The 18,577-nt window shown below is 64.5% G+C and carries 19 protein-coding genes; 3 read left to right on the top strand and 16 right to left on the bottom strand.

Features of this window, described 5'->3' with window-relative positions; translation table 11 throughout:
- Positions 1–150: 150 nt before the first annotated feature.
- Positions 151–1,164, bottom strand: coding sequence for a 2-dehydropantoate 2-reductase (locus U5A67_RS35610; RefSeq protein ID WP_321818008.1), 1,014 nt, complete (start codon positions 1,162–1,164; stop codon positions 151–153).
- A 3-nt stretch (positions 1,165–1,167) separates the two neighbouring features.
- The gene (locus tag U5A67_RS35615; RefSeq protein ID WP_205986585.1) at positions 1,168–1,938 is read right to left on the bottom strand and encodes a class II aldolase/adducin family protein; all 771 of its coding nucleotides are present in this window, start codon (positions 1,936–1,938) and stop codon (positions 1,168–1,170) included.
- 190 nt (positions 1,939–2,128) lie between these two features.
- Between U5A67_RS35615 and U5A67_RS35620 the strand changes: the two genes are divergently transcribed.
- A complete protein-coding gene (locus U5A67_RS35620) occupies positions 2,129–2,575 on the top strand; it encodes a MarR family winged helix-turn-helix transcriptional regulator (protein WP_321818009.1) in 447 nt (148 codons plus the stop codon).
- Between the two features lie 45 nt (positions 2,576–2,620).
- On the opposite strand, the gene hpaI is transcribed toward U5A67_RS35620, so the two are convergent.
- Genes hpaI through U5A67_RS35655 form a run of 7 tightly spaced genes read right to left on the bottom strand, consistent with a single transcriptional unit; the run spans position 2,621 to position 8,546 of the window.
- On the bottom strand, positions 2,621–3,385 hold the full coding sequence (gene hpaI, locus U5A67_RS35625; RefSeq protein WP_321818010.1) for a 4-hydroxy-2-oxoheptanedioate aldolase: 765 nt from the start codon (positions 3,383–3,385) through the stop codon (positions 2,621–2,623).
- 28 nt (positions 3,386–3,413) lie between these two features.
- Positions 3,414–4,217, bottom strand: a complete 804-nt coding sequence (gene hpaH, locus U5A67_RS35630; protein WP_321818011.1) for a 2-oxo-hept-4-ene-1,7-dioate hydratase — start codon at positions 4,215–4,217, stop codon at positions 3,414–3,416.
- The gene (locus U5A67_RS35635) at positions 4,211–4,621 is read right to left on the bottom strand and encodes a 5-carboxymethyl-2-hydroxymuconate Delta-isomerase (protein ID WP_321818012.1); all 411 of its coding nucleotides are present in this window, start codon (positions 4,619–4,621) and stop codon (positions 4,211–4,213) included. Before U5A67_RS35635 ends, hpaH begins: the two co-directional genes overlap by 7 nt.
- Before the next feature lie 17 nt (positions 4,622–4,638).
- On the bottom strand, positions 4,639–5,502 hold the full coding sequence (gene hpaD / locus U5A67_RS35640) for a 3,4-dihydroxyphenylacetate 2,3-dioxygenase (protein ID WP_205986590.1): 864 nt from the start codon (positions 5,500–5,502) through the stop codon (positions 4,639–4,641).
- A 41-nt stretch (positions 5,503–5,543) separates the two neighbouring features.
- Positions 5,544–7,010, bottom strand: coding sequence for a 5-carboxymethyl-2-hydroxymuconate semialdehyde dehydrogenase (hpaE, locus tag U5A67_RS35645; protein ID WP_321818013.1), 1,467 nt, complete (start codon positions 7,008–7,010; stop codon positions 5,544–5,546).
- Positions 7,011–7,017: 7 nt separating this feature from the next.
- Positions 7,018–7,791, bottom strand: coding sequence for a fumarylacetoacetate hydrolase family protein (locus U5A67_RS35650; protein WP_321818014.1), 774 nt, complete (start codon positions 7,789–7,791; stop codon positions 7,018–7,020).
- Complete coding sequence (locus tag U5A67_RS35655; RefSeq protein ID WP_321818015.1) at positions 7,788–8,546, bottom strand: fumarylacetoacetate hydrolase family protein; 759 nt, start codon at positions 8,544–8,546, stop codon at positions 7,788–7,790. Before U5A67_RS35655 ends, U5A67_RS35650 begins: the two co-directional genes overlap by 4 nt.
- A gap of 192 nt (positions 8,547–8,738) precedes the next feature.
- On the opposite strand from U5A67_RS35655, the gene hpaR reads away from it, so the two are divergent.
- Complete coding sequence (gene hpaR / locus U5A67_RS35660; protein ID WP_321818058.1) at positions 8,739–9,134, top strand: homoprotocatechuate degradation operon regulator HpaR; 396 nt, start codon at positions 8,739–8,741, stop codon at positions 9,132–9,134.
- A 68-nt stretch (positions 9,135–9,202) separates the two neighbouring features.
- Here the strand turns inward: hpaR and U5A67_RS35665 are convergent, their stop codons facing one another.
- Together U5A67_RS35665 and U5A67_RS35670 are read right to left on the bottom strand one after the other, a co-directional pair.
- Entirely contained in the window at positions 9,203–9,514 is a 312-nt protein-coding gene (locus U5A67_RS35665) for a thioredoxin family protein (protein ID WP_205986593.1), read from the bottom strand.
- A gap of 84 nt (positions 9,515–9,598) precedes the next feature.
- Positions 9,599–10,399, bottom strand: coding sequence for a class I SAM-dependent methyltransferase (locus tag U5A67_RS35670; protein ID WP_321818016.1), 801 nt, complete (start codon positions 10,397–10,399; stop codon positions 9,599–9,601).
- Positions 10,400–10,957: 558 nt separating this feature from the next.
- Between U5A67_RS35670 and U5A67_RS35675 the strand changes: the two genes are divergently transcribed.
- Positions 10,958–11,233: a hypothetical protein gene (locus tag U5A67_RS35675; RefSeq protein ID WP_321818017.1), complete on the top strand. Its 276-nt coding sequence runs from the start codon at positions 10,958–10,960 to the stop codon at positions 11,231–11,233.
- Positions 11,234–11,258: 25 nt separating this feature from the next.
- Here U5A67_RS35675 and U5A67_RS35680 read toward each other — a convergent pair whose 3' ends face one another.
- The 5 genes from U5A67_RS35680 to U5A67_RS35700 form a co-directional block, all read right to left on the bottom strand.
- Positions 11,259–12,545: a winged helix-turn-helix domain-containing protein gene (locus tag U5A67_RS35680; RefSeq protein ID WP_321818018.1), complete on the bottom strand. Its 1,287-nt coding sequence runs from the start codon at positions 12,543–12,545 to the stop codon at positions 11,259–11,261.
- Complete coding sequence (locus U5A67_RS35685; protein WP_321818019.1) at positions 12,538–14,310, bottom strand: FAD-dependent oxidoreductase; 1,773 nt, start codon at positions 14,308–14,310, stop codon at positions 12,538–12,540. The genes U5A67_RS35680 and U5A67_RS35685 overlap by 8 nt, the downstream gene beginning before the upstream one ends.
- 58 nt (positions 14,311–14,368) lie before the next feature.
- Positions 14,369–15,358, bottom strand: a complete 990-nt coding sequence (locus tag U5A67_RS35690; protein ID WP_205986598.1) for a DedA family protein/thiosulfate sulfurtransferase GlpE — start codon at positions 15,356–15,358, stop codon at positions 14,369–14,371.
- Between the two features lie 390 nt (positions 15,359–15,748).
- Positions 15,749–15,994, bottom strand: coding sequence for a hypothetical protein (locus tag U5A67_RS35695; RefSeq protein ID WP_205986599.1), 246 nt, complete (start codon positions 15,992–15,994; stop codon positions 15,749–15,751).
- A gap of 533 nt (positions 15,995–16,527) precedes the next feature.
- Positions 16,528–18,207 (bottom strand): methyl-accepting chemotaxis protein, encoded by a 1,680-nt coding sequence (locus U5A67_RS35700; RefSeq protein WP_321818020.1) that lies wholly within the window; start codon positions 18,205–18,207, stop codon positions 16,528–16,530.
- Positions 18,208–18,577: the final 370 nt, after the last annotated feature.

Below are 18,577 nucleotides of genomic sequence, written 5' to 3' on the forward strand. Positions count from 1 at the left end.
TTGAAGTACCAGAGTATGCGCCGAACCCCGATCGAGCGGCGCCGACTCCCACCGAAGCTTGCGTAGTGCTTACGATTTGCTGAAAACGCTTGCCGCATTGCACGGCAAGCGCGTCGAATCATGACATCGACATGACGCCGAAACCTGACGTCACCGTTGCCGCGCCGCTTCGAGATTCGCATCGAGCTGACGCGCGAGCCCGTACAGCATGCCCAGCGACGGCGCCGCAATGCCCGCGCGCTGCGCGAGTTCATAAGGCGCGCCCAGCAGCGCTTCGACTTCGAGCGTGCGGCCCGCCTCCACGTCCTGCAGCATCGACGTCTTGAACGCGCCGAGCTTGCGCGTGATCGCGTTGCGTTCCTCGATCGTCATGCTGATGCCGATCCCCAGCGCCTCGCCGATCGCCCGCGCTTCGGCCATGATCGACGCAACCAGTTGCGCCGTGAGCGGATCGTCGAGGATCACATCGGCGGTGGAGCGCGTGAGCGCGCTGATGGGGTTCATCGTCATGTTGCCCCAGAGCTTCGTCCAGATTTCGCCCTGGATGGAGCCGGCGGCCTGCACGTCGAAACCGGCTTGCACGAGCAGCGCGCGCGCTTCTTCCGCGCGTGCGGCCATGCGTGCCGACGCCGCGCCCACGATCAGCAGATTGCCCCGGCCTTTGCGGATCACGCCAGGCGCCGCAATCGACGATGAAAGATGCACGACGCAGCCGCAAGCCTGCGCGGGCGGCAATGCGGCCGAGACCGCACCGCCAGGATCGACCGATTCGAGCCGGCCGTTCGCCTGCGCGCCGCCGAAGTCGCTGAGGAACCACCACGGCACGCCGTTCATCGCCGAAACGATCTGCGTGTGCGGCCCCACGAGCGGTGCAAGCGACGCCGCCGATTGCGCGAGCGCCTGGCCCTTGAGGCAGATGAACACGATGTCCTGCACGCCGAGCGCGGCGGCGTCGTTCGTGGCGTTCACGCGTGCGGTGATGCGTTCATCGTCGCCGGGACCTTCGACGACGGTGAGGCCGTCGCGGCGAATCGCTTCAAGCTGCGCGCCGCGCGCCAGAACGTTCACGCTCACGTGCGCGCCGCTGCGCGCGAGACGCGCCGCAATCAGGCCGCCGATCGCGCCGGCGCCCACCACGGTGATACTGCGCTGCGAGGCGTTCAATGCTTACTCCTTGTATGAGGGATCGTGGCGATCCACGCGCCGGATCAGCGCGGCGAGGATGTTGTCGCCCGCGCCGTGCGCCGGTGAAAACTGCAGCGCGTCGCGTGTGGAGCGCGCGGTGATGGCCGGGTCGATGGGCAGCGCATTGCCGCGCATCGAATCCGTCACGACCTGAATTTCGCAGGCGCGATTGAGCGTCCACAATAGCGCGAACGCGTGCGCGAGACTTTCGCCGTGCGCGAGCAGACCGTGATTGCGCAGGATCAGCAGGCGCTTGTCGCCCATCGAATTGAGCAGACGCGGTTTTTCATCGTCGTGCACGGTGATGCCTTCGAAGTCGTGATACGCGACCATGCCGTGCAATTGCGCCGAATAAAAATTCGTGTACGCGAGGCCGCTTTCCATGCACGCCACCGCAAGACCCGCCGTGGTGTGCGTGTGCATGACGCAATGCGCGTCTTCCACGTTTGCGTGAATAGCGCTGTGAATCACGAAGCCGGCCGGGTTGATCGGGTAGTCGCTGGGGCTGAGGATATGGCCCTGCAGATCGATCTTGACGAGATTCGATGCCTTGATTTCGTCATACGCAAGCCCGAACGGATTGATCAGGAAATGCTTTTCCGGGCCCGGCACGCGCAAGGTGATGTGATTGAAGATCAACTCGGTCCAGCCAAGCTGATGGAACACGCGGTAAGTGCCCGCGAGCTTCACGCGCGCGTCCCATTCCTGCGGTTCGCACCAGTGCGGGCGCGTGGCTTCGGCAATTGCGTTCATGGGTGTCTCCTCATGGGGTGGCCCTCGACGGGGCGTCATTCCTCTCATCGACACGCCGATGCTACGCGCAAATAAATGCGTGCGCAAGCATCAAATTTTATCGGAAGTGTCATGTTTTTAAGGACTTGCTGCGGTGGTATGCTGACGAAAATTCATTCAATCGCATGCAACGAACCGCGCAGGACGACTCATGGCCACGGCGAAATATCAGATCGAAGAACTGTTCACCTACCGGTTGCACGTGCTCAAGAAGCAAACCGACCGCACGATGAACGAGGCGTTTTCGTCGGCGCTCGCGCTGTCGCTGACCGAGGCGCGCATTCTGCTGAGCGTGGGCGCGTTCGGGCCGATTTCGGTGTCGGATCTCGGGCGGGTGTCGAATCTCGACCGCAGCCAGGCAAGCCGTGCCACCGATGCGCTGGAGCGCAAAGGGCTGCTGGAAAAAGCGTCGAATGCGGCGGATGCGCGCGGCGTGCTCGTCAAGCTTAGCGCATTGGGGCGCACGACTTATCGGCGCGCGTCAGCGATTTCGGCGGCGCAGAACGAGGCGATTCTCGGTGCGCTGAGCGCGCACGAGCGGGAGGTGTTGCAGGGCGCGCTGGCCAAGCTGGTGGCGCAGGGTGAAGAAGAAGCGTAACGGCCGCGTTCGCTTGAACGAACGCAGCCGTTTCAAGGGCGCTAATTAGCGAAACGCCGCGGCCAGTTCGCTCGCGCTGCGGGCGAGCAAGGACACGTCGCTGCCCACGGCGACGAAATTCGCGCCGGCTTCCAGATATTCGCGCGCGATCGTGCGATCGGCGGCCAGCACGCCGGCCGCCTTGCCGAGCGCGCGCACGGCGCGAATACCGGCCACGATCGCTTCGCGCACCGCTGGCGCGCCAGGCTGGCCGAGCAGGCCCATCGAGGCGCTCAAATCCGCCGGCCCGAAGAACACGCCATCCACGCCTTCCACTGCGGCGATGTCCTGCAACTGCGCGAGCGCGTTCGCCGTTTCCACTTGCACCAGCACGCACAATTCGTCGGCGGCACCATGCAGATAATCGGGCGAGCCGTTCCAGCGCGACGCGCGCGCGAGCGCACTGCCCACGCCGCGAATGCCGAGCGGCGGATAACGCGTGGCGGCCACGGCGTCGCGTGCATCGTCGGCGCTTTCGACCATCGGCACCAGCAGCGTTTGCGTGCCGATATCGAGCAACTGTTTGATGAGCGCTGCGTCGTTGCGCACGGGGCGCACGATTGGATGCGTGGGATGCGGCGCGACGGCCTGCAATTGCGCGAGCGTGCTGCGCAGATCGTTGGGCGCATGCTCGCCGTCGATCAGCAGCCAGTCGAAGCCGGTGGTCGCGAGCAGTTCGGTGACGTAGAAATCCGCGAGCGCAGCCCACAGGCCGATCTGCGCACGGCCATCTGCCAGCGCATGTTTGAACGTGTTGACGGGTACGGGCATCGTATTCGTTAGCAGTGTGAATTAAAAATCAGACGAAGTTGAAGCCAATGCCGCCAAGCGGGCCGTAGTCGGCGTGGAAGGTGTCGCCAGCGCGCGCGGCGATGGGCGCCGTGAACGAGCCGCTCAGAATCACGTCGCCGGCTTCGAGCCGTTCGTCGTGGCGCGCGATCTTGTTCGCAAGCCAGGCCACGCCCGTAGCGGGATGATTGAGCACAGCTGCAGCCAGGCCGCTTTCTTCCACGCCACCGTTCTTGTAAAGCAGTGCGCCCACCCAGCGAAGATCCACGTCGAGCGGCTTGACGGGCCGCCCGCCCAGCACCACGCCCGCGTTGGCGGCGAAGTCGGAAATCGTGTCGAACACCTTGCGCGGAGCCTTGGTTTCGCGGTCGAACTGCTCGATACGCGCATCGATGATTTCAATTGCGGGCGTCACGTAAGCGGTGGCATCGAGCACATCGAACAGCGAAACATCCGGTCCTTGCAGCGGCTTTTGCAGCACAAAAGCCAGTTCCACTTCGACGCGCGGCGCGATAAAACGATCCGCGCGAATCGCGCTGCCCGCCTCGATAAACATGCTGTCGAGCAGCGGCGCGTAGTCGGGTTCGTCGATCTGCGAAGCGCGCTGCATCGCGCGCGATGTGAGGCCGATCTTGCGCCCCTTGATCGTGTGGCCCGCTGCGAGCTTGAGCTTGACCCATTCTCGCTGGATCGCATAACCATCGTCGATCGTCATGGCCGGATGGGCGCGCGAGAAGTGGCGCAATTGCGTGCGCGTGCGTTCGGCTTCGTCGAGCTGCGCAGCCAGTTCGCGAATGATGTGCGCTTCTAGCATGATGAATTCCTCAGCCGTGCGTGCAGGTTGTTGTGCTTCCACGCGCCTTCTTCGCTGAACTCCACGATTTCGAGCGAGAGCGCGAGTCCATGTGCGTCGAACGCCGCGGCGAAATGCTGTTTGATCGCTTCAAACAAGGCCTCGCCGGTGGCGCGGCGCACTTCCGGCGTGCGGCCCGCGCCGATCTTTAGGCAGCCGTGCAGGAAGGCGTTGTGCGGATCGCCATCGGCAACGAAATACTGTTCGCAACGCAGCGCGCGCGTGCGGATGCCGCCACGCGGATACACGCGTGCACCTTGCGCGTCGCGCTGCGCATCGAGCACTTGCGCGAGCGTGGCGCAGAGCGTGCCGATGCTCGCTTCGTCGGCGAGATTGGCGCTGTATTCGAGGGTGAGATGAGGCATGGTGAACTCCTTCGCGTTCAGCGCGGCAGCGGCGTGACCGGCAGCACGGCGTTGATCTGCCCCGTGCCGGAACTGCCGAAATACGGCGTGATGACTTCCGCGCGGCCTTCGTACCGGTCCCAGCCGAGCGCGCCCAGCAGCATGGCCGTGTCGTGCATGCCGCCTTCGCCCCAGCACTTTTCGTTGTAGAGCGGCAGCATCTCGCAGAAGGTCTTCCAGTCGCCGCGTTCCCAGAGATCGACCACGTTGCGGTCCGTCTGTTCGAGGAACGGGTCCCAGACCTTGTGCATGAACTGCTCGGCGGTGCCGTTGTTGGCGAAGTGATGGCTGAGCGAGCCGCTGGCGAGAATCGCCACCGTACCGTCGTAGCGCTCTTCGATAGCCTTGCGCACCGCGAGGCCGAAACGCGCGCTTGTCGCGAGGTCGTGCCACATGCACCAGCCCGCGACCGATACGGTCTTGAAGTGCTGATCCGCGTTCATGTAGCGCATCGGCACCAGCGTGCCGTATTCGAGCTCCAGCGTGGTTTCGCTGTGCGCGCGGCTCTTCACGCCCATTTCGTTCGCGACGTCGGCGATCAGATGGCCGAGCGCGGCATTGCCCGGATACGCGTACTCCATGTTCCTGATGAAGTGCGGCAGTTCGTTGCTGGTGTAATTGCCCGCAAAATGCGGCGCGCAATTGATGTGGTATTCGCTGTTCACGAGCCAATGCACGTCGAACACGACGATCGTGTCCACGCCCAGTTCGCGGCAGCGCCGGCCAATTTCCTTATGCCCGTCGATCGCCGCCTGGCGACAGCCTTTGTGCGGGCCGTCGAGTTCCGAAAGATACATCGACGGTACGTGAGTGATCTTTGCTGCCAGCGCGAGTTTGCCCATCGCTGTGTCTCCTGTGCCTTGTTTCAGCGAGTGTGGACGGCTCAAGCGCCCCAGCGCGGAATGTGATGCGAGCCCAGCGACACGCACACGTTCTTCGGTTCGAGAAACACCTCGTAGCTCCACGTGCCGCCTTCGCGACCCACGCCCGAAGCCTTGCTGCCGCCGAACGGCTGGCGCAGATCGCGCACGTTCTGGCTGTTCACGAAGCACATGCCGGCTTCCACAGCGGCGGCCACACGCAGCGCGCGGCCGGTGTTCTCGGTCCACACATAGCTCGACAGACCGTAGGCGATGTCATTCGAAATGCGGATGGCGTCCGCTTCGTCTTCGAACGGAATCAGGCAGGCGACCGGGCCGAAGATTTCCTCCTGCGCGATACGCATGCGATTATCGACATCGACGAAAACGGTCGGTTGCACGAAATTGCCTTGTTTCAGGGCTTCCGGCAGATCCGGCATGTCGAGACCGCCGCACGCGAGCGTGGCGCCTTCCTTCGGTCCGAGTTCGATATAGCTGCGCACCTTCGCCATATGACCCTGGCTGATCATCGGGCCGACGACGGTTTTTTCGTCGAGCGGATCGCCCACCGTAATGCGTTTCGCACGCTCGATAAAGCGCTCGGCGAACTTCGCGTAGATCGAGCGTTGCACGAGAATGCGCGAGCCGGCCGTGCAGCGTTCGCCGTTGTTCGAGAAGATCATGAACACGGCGGCGTCGAGCGCGCGCTCGAAATCGGCGTCGTCGAAAATCACGAACGGCGACTTGCCGCCCAGTTCCATCGAGAACTTCTTGAGGCCCGCGCTCTGCACGATGCGGTTGCCCGTAGCCGTCGATCCCGTGAACGAGACCGCGCGCACATCGGGATGCGCGACCAGCGGCTCGCCCGTTTCCTGGCCGAAGCCGTGCACAATGTTCAGGACACCTGCGGGAATGCCGGCTTCGAGCGCAAGCTGGCCGAGCATCGACGCCGTAAGCGGCGACAGTTCGCTCATCTTCAACACGGCGGTATTGCCGAAAGCCAGACACGGCGCGACCTTCCACGTGGCCGTCATGAAGGGCACATTCCACGGCGAAATCAGCGCGCACACGCCAGTCGGGTGAAACAGCGTGTAGTTCAGATGCGTGCTGGTGGGATAGGTGTGGCCGTCGACCGCCGTGCACATTTCGGCGAAATAGGTGAAGTTGTCGGCGGCGCGCGGCACGAGTTGTTTGCCGGTTTGCGAAATCGTCTGGCCGGTGTCTTTCGTTTCGGTCAGCGCAATCTCGGGCACGTTCTTCGCAATCAGTTCGCCGAGTTTGCGCACGATTTTCGCGCGATCGGCAGCGGGTTTAGCCGCCCACGCGGGGAACGCGTTCTTCGCCGCGCTCACGGCGAGGTTCACTTCTTCCGCACCGCCGCGCGCGACTTCCGCGAGCACGTCCTGATTGGCGGGATTCACGGTTTCGAAGTAGTCGCGTCCTGGGTGGGCGCGGCCGTCGATCAGGTGTTCAATGCGGCCTGTAGACATGGCGTGTTCATTCCGTCGGGGTGGCGCGGCCGAAATCGGCATCGGACGCGATCGTGTTGACAAGGCGGCCGAGGCCGTCGATTTCGCAAATCACTTCATCGCCGGCATTCACGTTGACGATGCCTTCGGGCGTGCCGGTGAGAATCACGTCGCCGGGCGCGAGCGTCATGAAGCCGCTCAGGTATTCGATCAGTTCGGCGATGCCCGTGACGAGATCGCGCGTGTTGCCGTGCTGCTTGAGTTCACCGTTCACATAGGTGCGCAGATCGAGCGCGTTGACGTCTGCAATATCCGCCGCATCGACAAACCACGGCCCGAGCACCGTGCCGCCGTCGCGGTTCTTCACGCGCAGGTTCGGGCGGTAGTAGTTCTCCAGATAGTCGCGAATCGCGTAGTCGTTCGCGATCGTGTAGCCCGCGACGTATTGCATGGCGTCTTCGCGCTTCACATTCTGCGCCGCGCGGCCGATCACCACCGCGAGTTCGCACTCGTAGTGCATGAAGACGACATCGGCGGGACGGCGAGTAAAGCCGCGATGGCCGATCACGCTGCCCGGTCCCTTGAGAAACACAAGCGGCTCTTCCTGCTTGCTGAATTGCAGTTCTTTTGCGTGTTCCGCGTAGTTCAGGCCGAGTGCGAAGATCGTGCCCGGCTCGAACGGCGCGAGCCAGACGACTTCATTTTCAGCGCGCACGCGGCCATCGGCCAGACGCACGCGGTTGCCGGCTTCCGGATACGCTTCGTGAATGGCGCCTGCATAGGCGACGCGACCTCGCATCATGCTGCGGCTCCTTGTGCGATGAATTCGACGGCTAGCGCGGGCCAGTCTGCAATCGATATAGTTGCGCGCGCACCTTCATGTGCAACAGGCGAACCCTGCGGCACGCCGAGCGTGAGGATGTCGCCGGGCGCGAGCGTCATGAAATCGGTGACATCGGCGAGTAGCTGGGCGACGTTGCGCACGCTGGTTGCCGTGCTGGCGCTAAAGCGCGCCGAGCCTTCGATATCGACGTGGATCTGCAGATTGTCGGGATCGGCAACGTGATGCTGCGCGACGATCGTCGGGCCGATCACGCAAAAATTGTCGCGCGCCCGAAACCGCACGGAAGGCCGATAGACGCTTTCGTGCGGCACGCTCAGGTCTGCGACCAGCGTGTAGCCCGCGATGTAATCGAACGCGTCGCGCGCCGCGACACGCGTGGCGGTGCGCCCGATCACGATGCCAAGCGATGCGCCCACCTGCACGCCTTCAGCGCCCGGCACCACGACGCGTGCGCCGTGGCCTGCCAGCGTGTTGCGCGGTTTCAGATAAAGAATGGGCGCGCGCGGCGGGGCTTTGTAGGGCGCGGCATTGACCGCGTCGCCGAGCGCGTCCAGGGCGTGGCGGTCGTTGAGCAGCGTGCCGTACACGGCGCCTGAAACGGGCGCGCGGCAGCGTGCGCCATGGGCGAGCAGCGCGCGGGCCTGAGCCGCGTCAACGTCGCGCGGCAAGGCTTCGCCTTCGAGATGCAGCAGATGATCGTCTACGGAAAACATGGTGCGGTTCACTTTCCCGGAAAACACTAATATGTGAGTGATTCTGCGCTTGCTATCATCCAGCGTCAATCATCGATACCGGTTTCGCGGGTTTCCCCTGGTCTCGCAGGTGCCCGCCGCGGTATCCAGAACGAAACCATCATGTCCGATTCCTCACGCTCCTCCACGCACCTCGCGCACCGCAACCTGCCCATGCTGCTCCTGCGGGCGCGCGAAAAGATGATGGAGCGCTTTCGCCCGCTCATTACCGCGCATGGGCTTACGGAGCAGCAATGGCGCGTGATTCGCGCGCTCAACGATAGCGGCCCGTTGGAGCCGCGCCAGATTTCCGATCTGTGCACGATTTCCAGCCCGAGCATGGCGGGCGTGCTCGCGCGCATGGAAGCGCTGGGTCTCGTCACCAAAGAGCGCTTCGCCGACGATCAGCGGCGCGTGCTGGTCACGCTCACGAAGAAGAGCCATCAGCTCGTGAAGGCGATCACGAAGGAACTGGAGGCGCGCTACAAGGCGCTGGAGGAAGAGGTGGGGCCGGAAGTGGTGGAGCGCGTTTATCGGGCTATCGACGATCTGCTGGCCGGGCTCGAATGAACGCGCTTGAGAGGCAGAACTGGCCGCCTGGCGGCCAAAGGTGAGGATTTACAGGAGCTTTCCCGGCTTCAGGCCAGCGTGTCGAACGCGTTGTCGAGTTCGAGCGCCGAAGTGGGGCGCACAATGCGCGCGACTTCAGCGCCGTCGCGCAGAAAGATGAGGGTGGGCCACAGCTTCACGCGGAACGAACGGCCGAGCGCGCGGCCCGGACCGTCTTCCACCTTGATGCGGCGCACGTCGGGATGTTTCGTGAAGGCGTCGCCGATCAGCGGCTGCGCGCCCTGGCAGTAACCGCACCAGTCGGTGCCGAATTCCAGCACGGCGCGGCCTTGCAGGGCATCGACTTCCCTGCGGTCCGGGGCTTTTGTGGCGTAGCTCATCGCGTCTCCTTTCGCGCTCGTTGTCTGCGGTTTCAAACCATCTTCATACGATAACCCACGCGGCTTGAACGCGCTTGCGCGGGTTCAAGCGGCCTCGCGCGCCGCCAGCGTCACGGTCGATTCGATGCGCTCGACGAGCCAGCCATCGCTGCCGTGCGCGGCGACGATCGCGTCGATTTCCGCGAGCAGCGTATCGAGCCGCGTGCCCAGCCGTTCGCGCGCGAGACTCGACATCGACAACGGCCGCGCTTTCAATTGCGCCGCGCTCACGCGCCGGTATTCGATCACCGAAATGTGCTCGATGGCGCCAAACGCCGAGCGCGCCAGCACATCCGTATGGCTTTCCCACTCCGCCGAGCGGCGCAGCGTGCGGGTGGGATCGGCGCTTGCGTAGCTGTCGAGCAGATTGCGATATTGCGCGGCCCACGGGCGCTGCGGGTCGTCCAGATGCGTGGTGTTGAAAAGCGCCACGGCGCCGCGTTCGGCGAGGATCGTATCGAGCCGCGCGAGCGTATCGGCGCGATCCATCCAGTGGAACGCCCGGCCGATCACAGCAAGGTGAAACGCGCCGGTTGCCGGCGAGAGATCGTACGAACTGCCTTGACGATATTCGATGTTCGGGGCGATGCCCGCGCCCAGTTGCGCGGCGACTTCGAGCATGGCGGGTTCGGGGTCGATGGCCACGGCGCTTGCCACCCAGCTGGCGAACGCGAGCGAAAGCTGACCGGGGCCGCAGCCCAGATCGAGCAGCCGCTGCGTGCCGTTCAGGCCCATGCGCTGCGCCACGCGGCGAATCAGCGCGGGCGAGTAAGCGGGACGGCCGATGAGGTAATGCGGCGCGGCGTCGTGGAAGCGATCGGCAACAAAAGGCGTGGTCTGGCTCATGGCGCGGGCAGGGCGATGGGGCGGGAGGGGGAAGCGCACAGTCTGGAGACGTGACGCGATGGCGTCAAGAACGGTTAAGGTGAGCGTTTTCGGGAGTGAGCGCCACGCGCGCTTGAAGCGCACCTTTGAGATTCTTGTAGTGCGTTTGCTTGTGACTGAATCGGCAGAAAACACCTTGAAACAAGCGATGAAATGATTTTTACGGCTTTCTGTGCAAAAACTGGAATCTCATCGCCTGCGTGCTGGAATGCGTATCGAACATTCAAAGGTGAGCGTTTGCGGGACTATTCGGTAAACGCAATGATTAGATGCCAAAATTCGTTCAGTCATGCCGATGTCATTTGCGTAAACCGCTAAAAACACCTGATTTCAGGCGGTTTTATCGGTTATCGGCGTGAACTGAATCCGGCAACGACAGCGCGCCCGAAAGCGTAAAGCGCGCAAAGGTGAGAAGATTCGGGGGCGGCCGTCAGGCCATTGGACGGTTGCCTGCGATCGGTATATAACAGCAGTGCGGGTTTCTTTTTTCGAAGTATCAGCAAGGGGAAACAGTTCATCATGACGAGCGACGACACGCAAAAGCATGACGCTCAAGCGCCGGGCGCGAGTGTGCCTCAAAACGATCTGGACAATCTGAACGCAGCGTTTACGCATGTCGATGAAGGCGTAAAGAGCGGCAATATCGCGGCGGGCGCGGCCAAAGGCCTGGTGTTCAGCCTGATCGAAACGCTGGGCGCGCTGGTCGGCGACCCGGATCTGCCGGAACATGCCCGCTCGGGCTATGAAGGCCTGCTCGAAGCCGCGCGCGAGCTGCGGGTAAAGCTGGAGCGTTGATTCATCACGGGCTTCTCAGGCGTCCTCAGTTGTCATCGGACGCTTGAGCGAGCAAGGCATCGGCGAGACCTTCGGGCGCATCGCCTATCTGCAGTTCCGGCGTGCCGTGCCAGTCCGCGCAACGTTGCAGCGCGCGCCGCAGATCGTCGATCAGCCGGCCGCTCACGCGGATGCCCGGCTCCAGATGCAACGCCTTCACTTCGAATATCTGCTGCGCGCGATGGGCTTTCGCATCGATGCGCCCCACCAGTTTTCCGCGGCTCAAGATCGGCAGTACGAAGTAACCGTATTTGCGCTTGTGCGCAGGCACATAGCATTCGATCGCATAGTCGAAGCCGAAAAGCGCCACGGCGCGTTTGCGGTCCCACACCACGGGATCGAATGGCGAAAGCAAGGTCGTGACCGTCGATGCCAGCGTGCCGCCCGCCGCAGTGTTAAGCAACGCCGCGTGATCGCGGTGCACGAACGCATCGGGCTTCCAGCCTTCCACGCGCACGGGGATCAGCTCGCCCGCATCGGCGAGCGCGTGCAGCGCCTCGGTATAAGGGCGGCGCGGCAGGCGGTAGTAGTCGGCGGCCCAGTCCGCGCGGATCACGCCCAGCGCCTGGCAGGTGCGCAGCAGCAGCGTGCGTTCGGCATCGGCGCGCGAAGGCAGATCGCGCTTGTCGCTCCAGTTGGGCAGCACGCGCTCGGCCACATCGTAGACGCGCTGAAAATTGCGCCGCTCGGCCACCATCAGCGCGCCGATGGCGAACAGCACTTCCAGATGGCGCTTTTCGGGCTTCCAGTCCCACCAGCCGCTGCCTTTGGCACCTTCGGCGCGCGCGAAATCGGCGGAACGCACCGGGCCGCTCGCGCGGATGCGTTCGAGCAGCGCGTCGATCTCGCGGCGATGTGTCGTGTGCCATTCGCCCGCGTATTTCCAGCCCATGCCGGAAGGGTCGAGCATGCGATGGCGCAGCAGGCCGTAATCCTCGATCGGCACGAAACAGGCTTCGTGCGACCAGTATTCGAACAGGCGTCCTTCGGCGAGATGCGCGTCGAGCCAGCGCGGATCGTACGCGCCCACGCGGCTGAACAGCACGAAGTAGGGACTGCGCGCGACCACGTGAATCGTGTCGATCTGCAGTTGCGCCATGCGCCGGATCGCGGCCAGCACATCGTCGGGCGTGGCTTTGCGGCGCGGCGGCGCGAGCAGCCCTTGCGCCGCCAGATGCAGCGTGCGCGCCGCCGCGAGCGGGAGCGTCAGTGTCGCGGCAGTGCCTGTGGATGCGGGTTCGGCGTCCTCGTCGAACGCCGCGTCGTCACGCATGCAGGCCGGCCATCGCGGCGACGGGCGTGACGGCCTGCGCATCGGCGGTCGTCATCGCGCCCAGCAACTGGTGGATTTGCGCGACCACCGCCGCGCCTTCGCCGACCGCCGCCGCCACGCGCTTGGTCGAGCCCGCGCGCGCATCGCCGATCGCATAGACGCCTTCGACCGAGGTCGCGAGACTGCACGACTCGTCCGCGCCGGTCAACACGAAGCCGTTCGGGTCGAGCGCCACGCCGCATTCGCGCAGCCAGCTGGTGTTCGGGTCCGCGCCCGTGAAGAGGAACAGATGGCGCGCGTCGAAGCGATCGATGCCTTCGGGACACGGCGCTTTCAGGCGGATCGCGGCGAGCCCGGCTTCGTCTTCGTCGAGCCCGCCGATCTCGCTGCGCGGATGCACGTTGACGTTCGGCAGCGAGGCGATGCGGTCGATCAGATAGCGCGACATCGTCGATTCGAAACCGGCCTTGCGGATCAGCACGTCGATCTGGCGCGCCTGGGTGGAGAGATAGACGATCGCCTGGCCCGCCGAATTGCCGCCGCCCACCAGCACGACGTTCTCGTGCTTGCAGAGTTTGGCTTCGACCGGCGAGGCCCAGTAGTAGACGCCGCGACCGGTATAGCGATCGAGCCCGGCGATGCTCGGGCGGCGGTAAATCGCGCCGCTCGCGATCACGACGGTGCGCGCGCGCACATCGCCGCTACAGGTTTCGAGGCGGCGCGGATGTTCGTCGCAATGAAGCTTTTTCACCGAAACCGGAATCGCCACGTGGGCGCCGAACTTCTGCGCCTGCACGAACGCGCGGCCCGCAAGCGCCTGACCGGAAATGCCGGTCGGGAAGCCCAGATAGTTTTCGATGCGCGAACTCGCGCCCGCCTGGCCGCCGGGCGCGCGCGAGTCGAGCACGATCACCGATAAACCTTCGGAAGCCGCATAGACGGCCGTAGCGAGCCCGGCCGGACCCGCGCCCACGACGGCCACGTCATAGACGCGCTCGCCGTTCAGTTCGGGCAGCAGCCCGAGGCAGGTGGCGAGTTCGGGCGCGGACGGATGGCGCAGCACCGAACCGTCCGGGCAGATCACCAGCGGCAGATCTTCGCAGCGCGCCGCGAAGCGCTCGATCACGCAGAGCATGCTGCTTTCGTCGCGTTCGTCGAGCACCGAATACGGATGGCCGTTGCGCGTGAGAAAGCCCTGTAGCGAGAGCAGTGCGGGATCGTCATGCTTGCCGACGAGGATCGGCCCGCCCGCGCCTTTTTCGATCAGCGAAACGCGGCGCAGGATCAGCGCGCGCACGATGCGCTCGCCGAGTTCGGCTTCGGCGACGATGGCCGCGCGCAGCTTCTCGGGCGGAATCAGCACCGCATCGACGGGTTCGAGCGCCACGCCGTCCACCAGCGCCGGGCCGCCGGAAAGCTGGCCGACTTCGGCGAGAAAATGTCCGCGGCCGTGCTCGACGATCAGGCGCTCGCGGCCGAGTCCGTCGCGCTGGAACACCTTCACGGAGCCCGCGAGCAGCACGAACATGCCGGGGCCGGTTTCGCCGGTGTGGAACAGCAACTCGCCCGGCTCCCAATGGCGGCGCTCGCCGAAACGCGAGAGACGCGCGATTTCGTCGTCGGTGAGTTGGGGAAACATCTGGTGGCGCCGCGTGGAGAGCGTCGAGAACGGCGCCTCGGCGGGTTGCGGCTGGGTATCGGAAAGCGTGGACTGCGTGGATTGCGAGGCCTCGTAGGGAGGCGGCTCAGTGGCAATAGAGCCCATCAGGCGATTCTCCTCATGCGCGCGCCGGCGGGCCCATTTGCCTTGCCGGCGTGCGGAATCAGACAGCTTTCGGCGTGATGTTGACCGGCACCTCGGGATGCTGGGTCACCAGCAGCGATTCGAGAGTGCGCCCGGAATCGCGCCACGCGTCGAGACCGCCAAGCAGCGGCACGACATCGACGAAACCGGCCTCGACGAGTTTTTTCGCCATCCAGGCCGCGGAAATTTCATTGGGGCACGAGCAATAGATCACGAGCTTTTGCTCGAGCGGATACTTCGCCAGAATCTCGTCGAGCTTGCGCTCGTCGGCGAACAGCGCGCCCGGAATGATGAACGGATCGAGCTTGCGCTTTTCCTCCGAGCGGATGTCGAAGACCACGGGCGGCGGCTTGTTGGCCATCGCGCGGTAGAGATCGTCGACGGTGATGCGCGCATTGGCGAGCTTCTTGATCAACTGGCGGCGGCGCGTCCAGCGATACGCCGCATAAAGCAGCAGCAACACGACCACGACAACCGCCGCGAGGCGCCCGAGGCGGCTCGCGCCTGCCAGCATCATGTCGATCTGCGGAGCGAACAGCACGCCGATCAGCAAGCCCGTGCCGGACCACAGCGCCGCGCCAATGCCGTCGAAACCCACGAACTGCCGATAAGGCGTGCCCATCGCCCCGGCCAGCGGCACGGAGACGAGCGACAGCCCCGGCACGAACTTGGCGATGGCGAGCACGCGCACGCCCCAGCGGCCGAAAAAGCGCTCGGTCTTTTTCACGCAGGTATCGCGCGAGAGCGAGAGCTTGCAGAGCGTCTTGAGCGTATTGCCGCCATAGAGCCGGCCGGCCATGAACCAGACACTGTCGCCGATCAGCATGGCGACGACGGAGAGGCCGAGCACCGGCGCGACCTGCTGGCCGATCGAACCCGGATGCATGGCGGCCATCGCGCCGAACAGCACGAGCGCCGGCATGGCGGGCACCGGCAGCCCGAGCGCCCCGGCCAGCACGTTGAGGAAGACGAGCGCAGGGCCGTACTGCGCGATGAGGTCATGTAGCATCGGCTTACTTCCCTTGCCTTGAGCGCCGCGCGAGCAGCGCAAACTGGAAGATTAACGTAACGATTATGGACGCATTTCGAAGGCGTGCAAGCGAGGCCGCAAGCGCCTTGAAACCCGAGTTGGGGAGCATACGCCCGATGCGGATTCGATGCGCGTAAGCGCCGGAGCGTAAGTGAGGCAGGAGCCAGCATGCCCGGCGCGCGCGGCATGCGTGTGAACGCACCGGCGGCGTTGCACGGGAGCGACGAACAAAGCGTGTGAGAACGCGCGAGGCGCCATGGCGGCGCCTTCGCGCAAACGGCCCGCGAAGCTGGCGGGCGTGGAGGATGAACCGTGACGGCGGCTGGCCGGAAGCGCCCGGCCTTGCCGCTTGACCTGGCTTAGCCCGGCTTAGCGAACGTGCGACTCGCCCGGTAGCTCGGCGCCCTGCGCGCGGATGGCCGCGATCAGTTCCGCAGGCGTGATTTCATAACGCACTTCGCGGTGGATGCCCGGCTTGCGCTCGTCGATTTCGATCAGCAGCAGGCTCTTGCCATCGGCCGATGATTCGAGGCGCAGCGAACGCGTTTCGCGTCCAGTGGCGTCGTCATGCTCGGTGAGCAGGGTCATGGTTCCGGAAGACCCGGTCGTGCGCATTGATGTTGTCCTCGTGTTTGGTCGAACCATTGTACGGGGTCGGCCGTGCGGCGTCTCAGTGCTGTGAGCGCGGGCGCACATACCGCGCCGCCGTCTGACCTGGCTAGCCAGTTTAACGCGAGTCCACGCTGATACGCGCATTTTTGCGCGCCCTGCAACGGTGCACGGAAGTTGTTGCGCTGGCAGCGCCTTTGTCACGGGCGTGACGCAATGGCTGCATAGTGCTTGCCAGGTCGCATGCGGTGGCGGTCTCGGTGGCGGCCGGTTTGCGGGCAGATGCGCTTTGGGTCCCGTAAATCCTCACCTTTGCGCGCGACGGAAACCGCAAGAAAAAACGGCTCACCCGGTAGAGGCCGGGGAGCCGTCGAAACGCCGTTGTTACTCGGATCAGACACCCACAAAGTGGGCGCTGACGGGAGTGATAGTGCGGTTTGGCGCGCGCGCTGTCGAGATGGGACAAATGCCGATCTGTCTGCTTAATACGAGCCCGCAGCCGCTTTACAGCGGGCTTTCGCATCATGCGCGCCGGGTTATCAGACCTCGGCGGTTTCTTCGCGCGCGTGCGCGGCCGGACGTTGCGCGATGCGCCTGGCCGGTGCGCTGCGCGTAGTCGCCTGTGCGCCGGACTGCGTACCCGATTGCGTACCCGATTGCGTACCCGCGACCGTGAAGAGGCGCACGGCCTCGTCGAGCACATCGGCCTGATCGGCCAGACGCTGCGCCGTGGCGGCGGCCTGTTCGACCAGCGCCGCATTCTGCTGCGTGGCGCTGTCCAGATGCGCGACGGCCTGATTGACCTGTCGAATGCCCTCGGCCTGCTCGCCGCTCGCATTGGCGACTTCGACGATGATCGACGAAACCCGGCTCACCGCTTCGTCGATGGCGCGCATCTGCGCCGTCGTGTGGCCGACCAGTTCGGTGCCCTGGGCGATCTCGTGCACGCTCGCATCGACGACCTGTTTGATTTCCTTCGCCGATGCCGCGCAGCGTTGCGCCAGCATGCGCACCTCGCCCGCGACCACGGCGAACGAGCGGCCCGCCTCGCCCGCGCGGGCGGCTTCGACGGCCGCGTTGAGCGCGAGAATATTGGTCTGGAACGCGATGCCGTCGATCACGCCGGTGATATCGGCAATGCGCTTCGAGGCGTCGGTGATGCCCGCCATCGTGCGCTCCATGCGGCCCGCGAGCGAGCCGCCCTGAGCGGCCGCGTCCTGCGCCTCGCGGGCGAGATCGAGCGCGCGCGTGCTGGCTTCGGCGTTGGCCTGCACCGTGGTCGTGAGCTGATCCATGGTGGCGGCCGTTTCTTCGAGCGAAGCGGCCTGCAATTCCGTGCGGCGCGAGAGATCGAGATTGCCGGTGGAGATTTCGTGCGCGGCGTCGAGCATGCCGTCGATCTGCGCGCGCACGTCGTAGACGATCGCGGTGAGATTGGCCTGCAGTTGATTGAGCGCCTGCAGCACATCGCCGAGATCGTCTTTCGACGCGATCGCGAGCGTTGCGGTGAGGTCGCCCGCGGCCATGCGCGTGGACGCCATCGACATCTGCTCGAGCGGCGCGCCCAGATGGCGCGTGGACAGGCGCCAGCCCACCAGACTGCACACGGCTGCGGCGCCGAACGCGCACCAGAACGGCGTGGGCGGCAGACCCTGCCAGGCGCCGAAGCCCGCCGCCGCGAGCGCGGCCGGCACGAGCCCATAGCCGATACCGATACGCGTGGCGATGGGCAGGCGCATGAGCGACTTCGCCGCACCGATGATGCCGGTGCGCGTGAGGTCGCCCTGATGCAGACGCATGCCGCGAAGACGGCCTTCGCGCATCTGCGCGTAAAGCTGTTCGGCGTCGCGCACTTCCTCGCGGCCCGGCTTCACGCGCACGCTCAGATAGCCGACCACCGTGCCCTGCTCGGACACGGGCGTGACGTTCGCGCGAACCCAGTAGTGATCGCCGGACTTGCGGCGATTCTTCACGAGCGCGGTCCACGGACGGCCGCTGCTGATGGTCTCCCACATGTCGGCGAAGGCTTCGGCCGGCATGTCGGGATGGCGGATGACGTTATGCGCCTTGCCGATCAGTTCTTCCTTCGTGAAACCGGAAACGGCGACGAACGCGGGATTGCAATACTGAATACGGCCCTTGAGATCGGTGGCCGAAACGAGCATCTGCGAAGCAGGATAGTCGAACTCCTGCTGCGTGACGGGTTGGTTGTTGCGCATGGGATTCCTTGCAGATCGGCCGGTCACGGCCCGACAACATGTCGGGATTAACGGCAAATTCCCCTTGTTCTTTAGGGTCTTTGTGCGCTTTCGATGACTGATTCATGGCGCATCAAGTGACGGGCGATGGCGGAATTGCTTGCACGATCAAGGACTTTGCGCGGATGTCCGAAGGATATGCACAGGCTTGCTCACGATTTCTGTGGATAAGGTTGGTGAGGCGCTGCAGTGCCTGCGGCGGGCGTTGTGCGCGTTAACTATTTTCGTTCAATGGGTTAGCGCAGGTTTCCAGTAGTTACGCACAAGGCTGTCAACGGAAAGTGTGGATAAGTGATGTGAGTCGAGGCTGATGGCGCGACTTTTCAGACCT

The organism is Paraburkholderia sp. J69-1, assembly GCF_905220255.1.
In the GTDB taxonomy this organism is placed as follows: Bacteria; Pseudomonadota; Gammaproteobacteria; order Burkholderiales; family Burkholderiaceae; genus Paraburkholderia.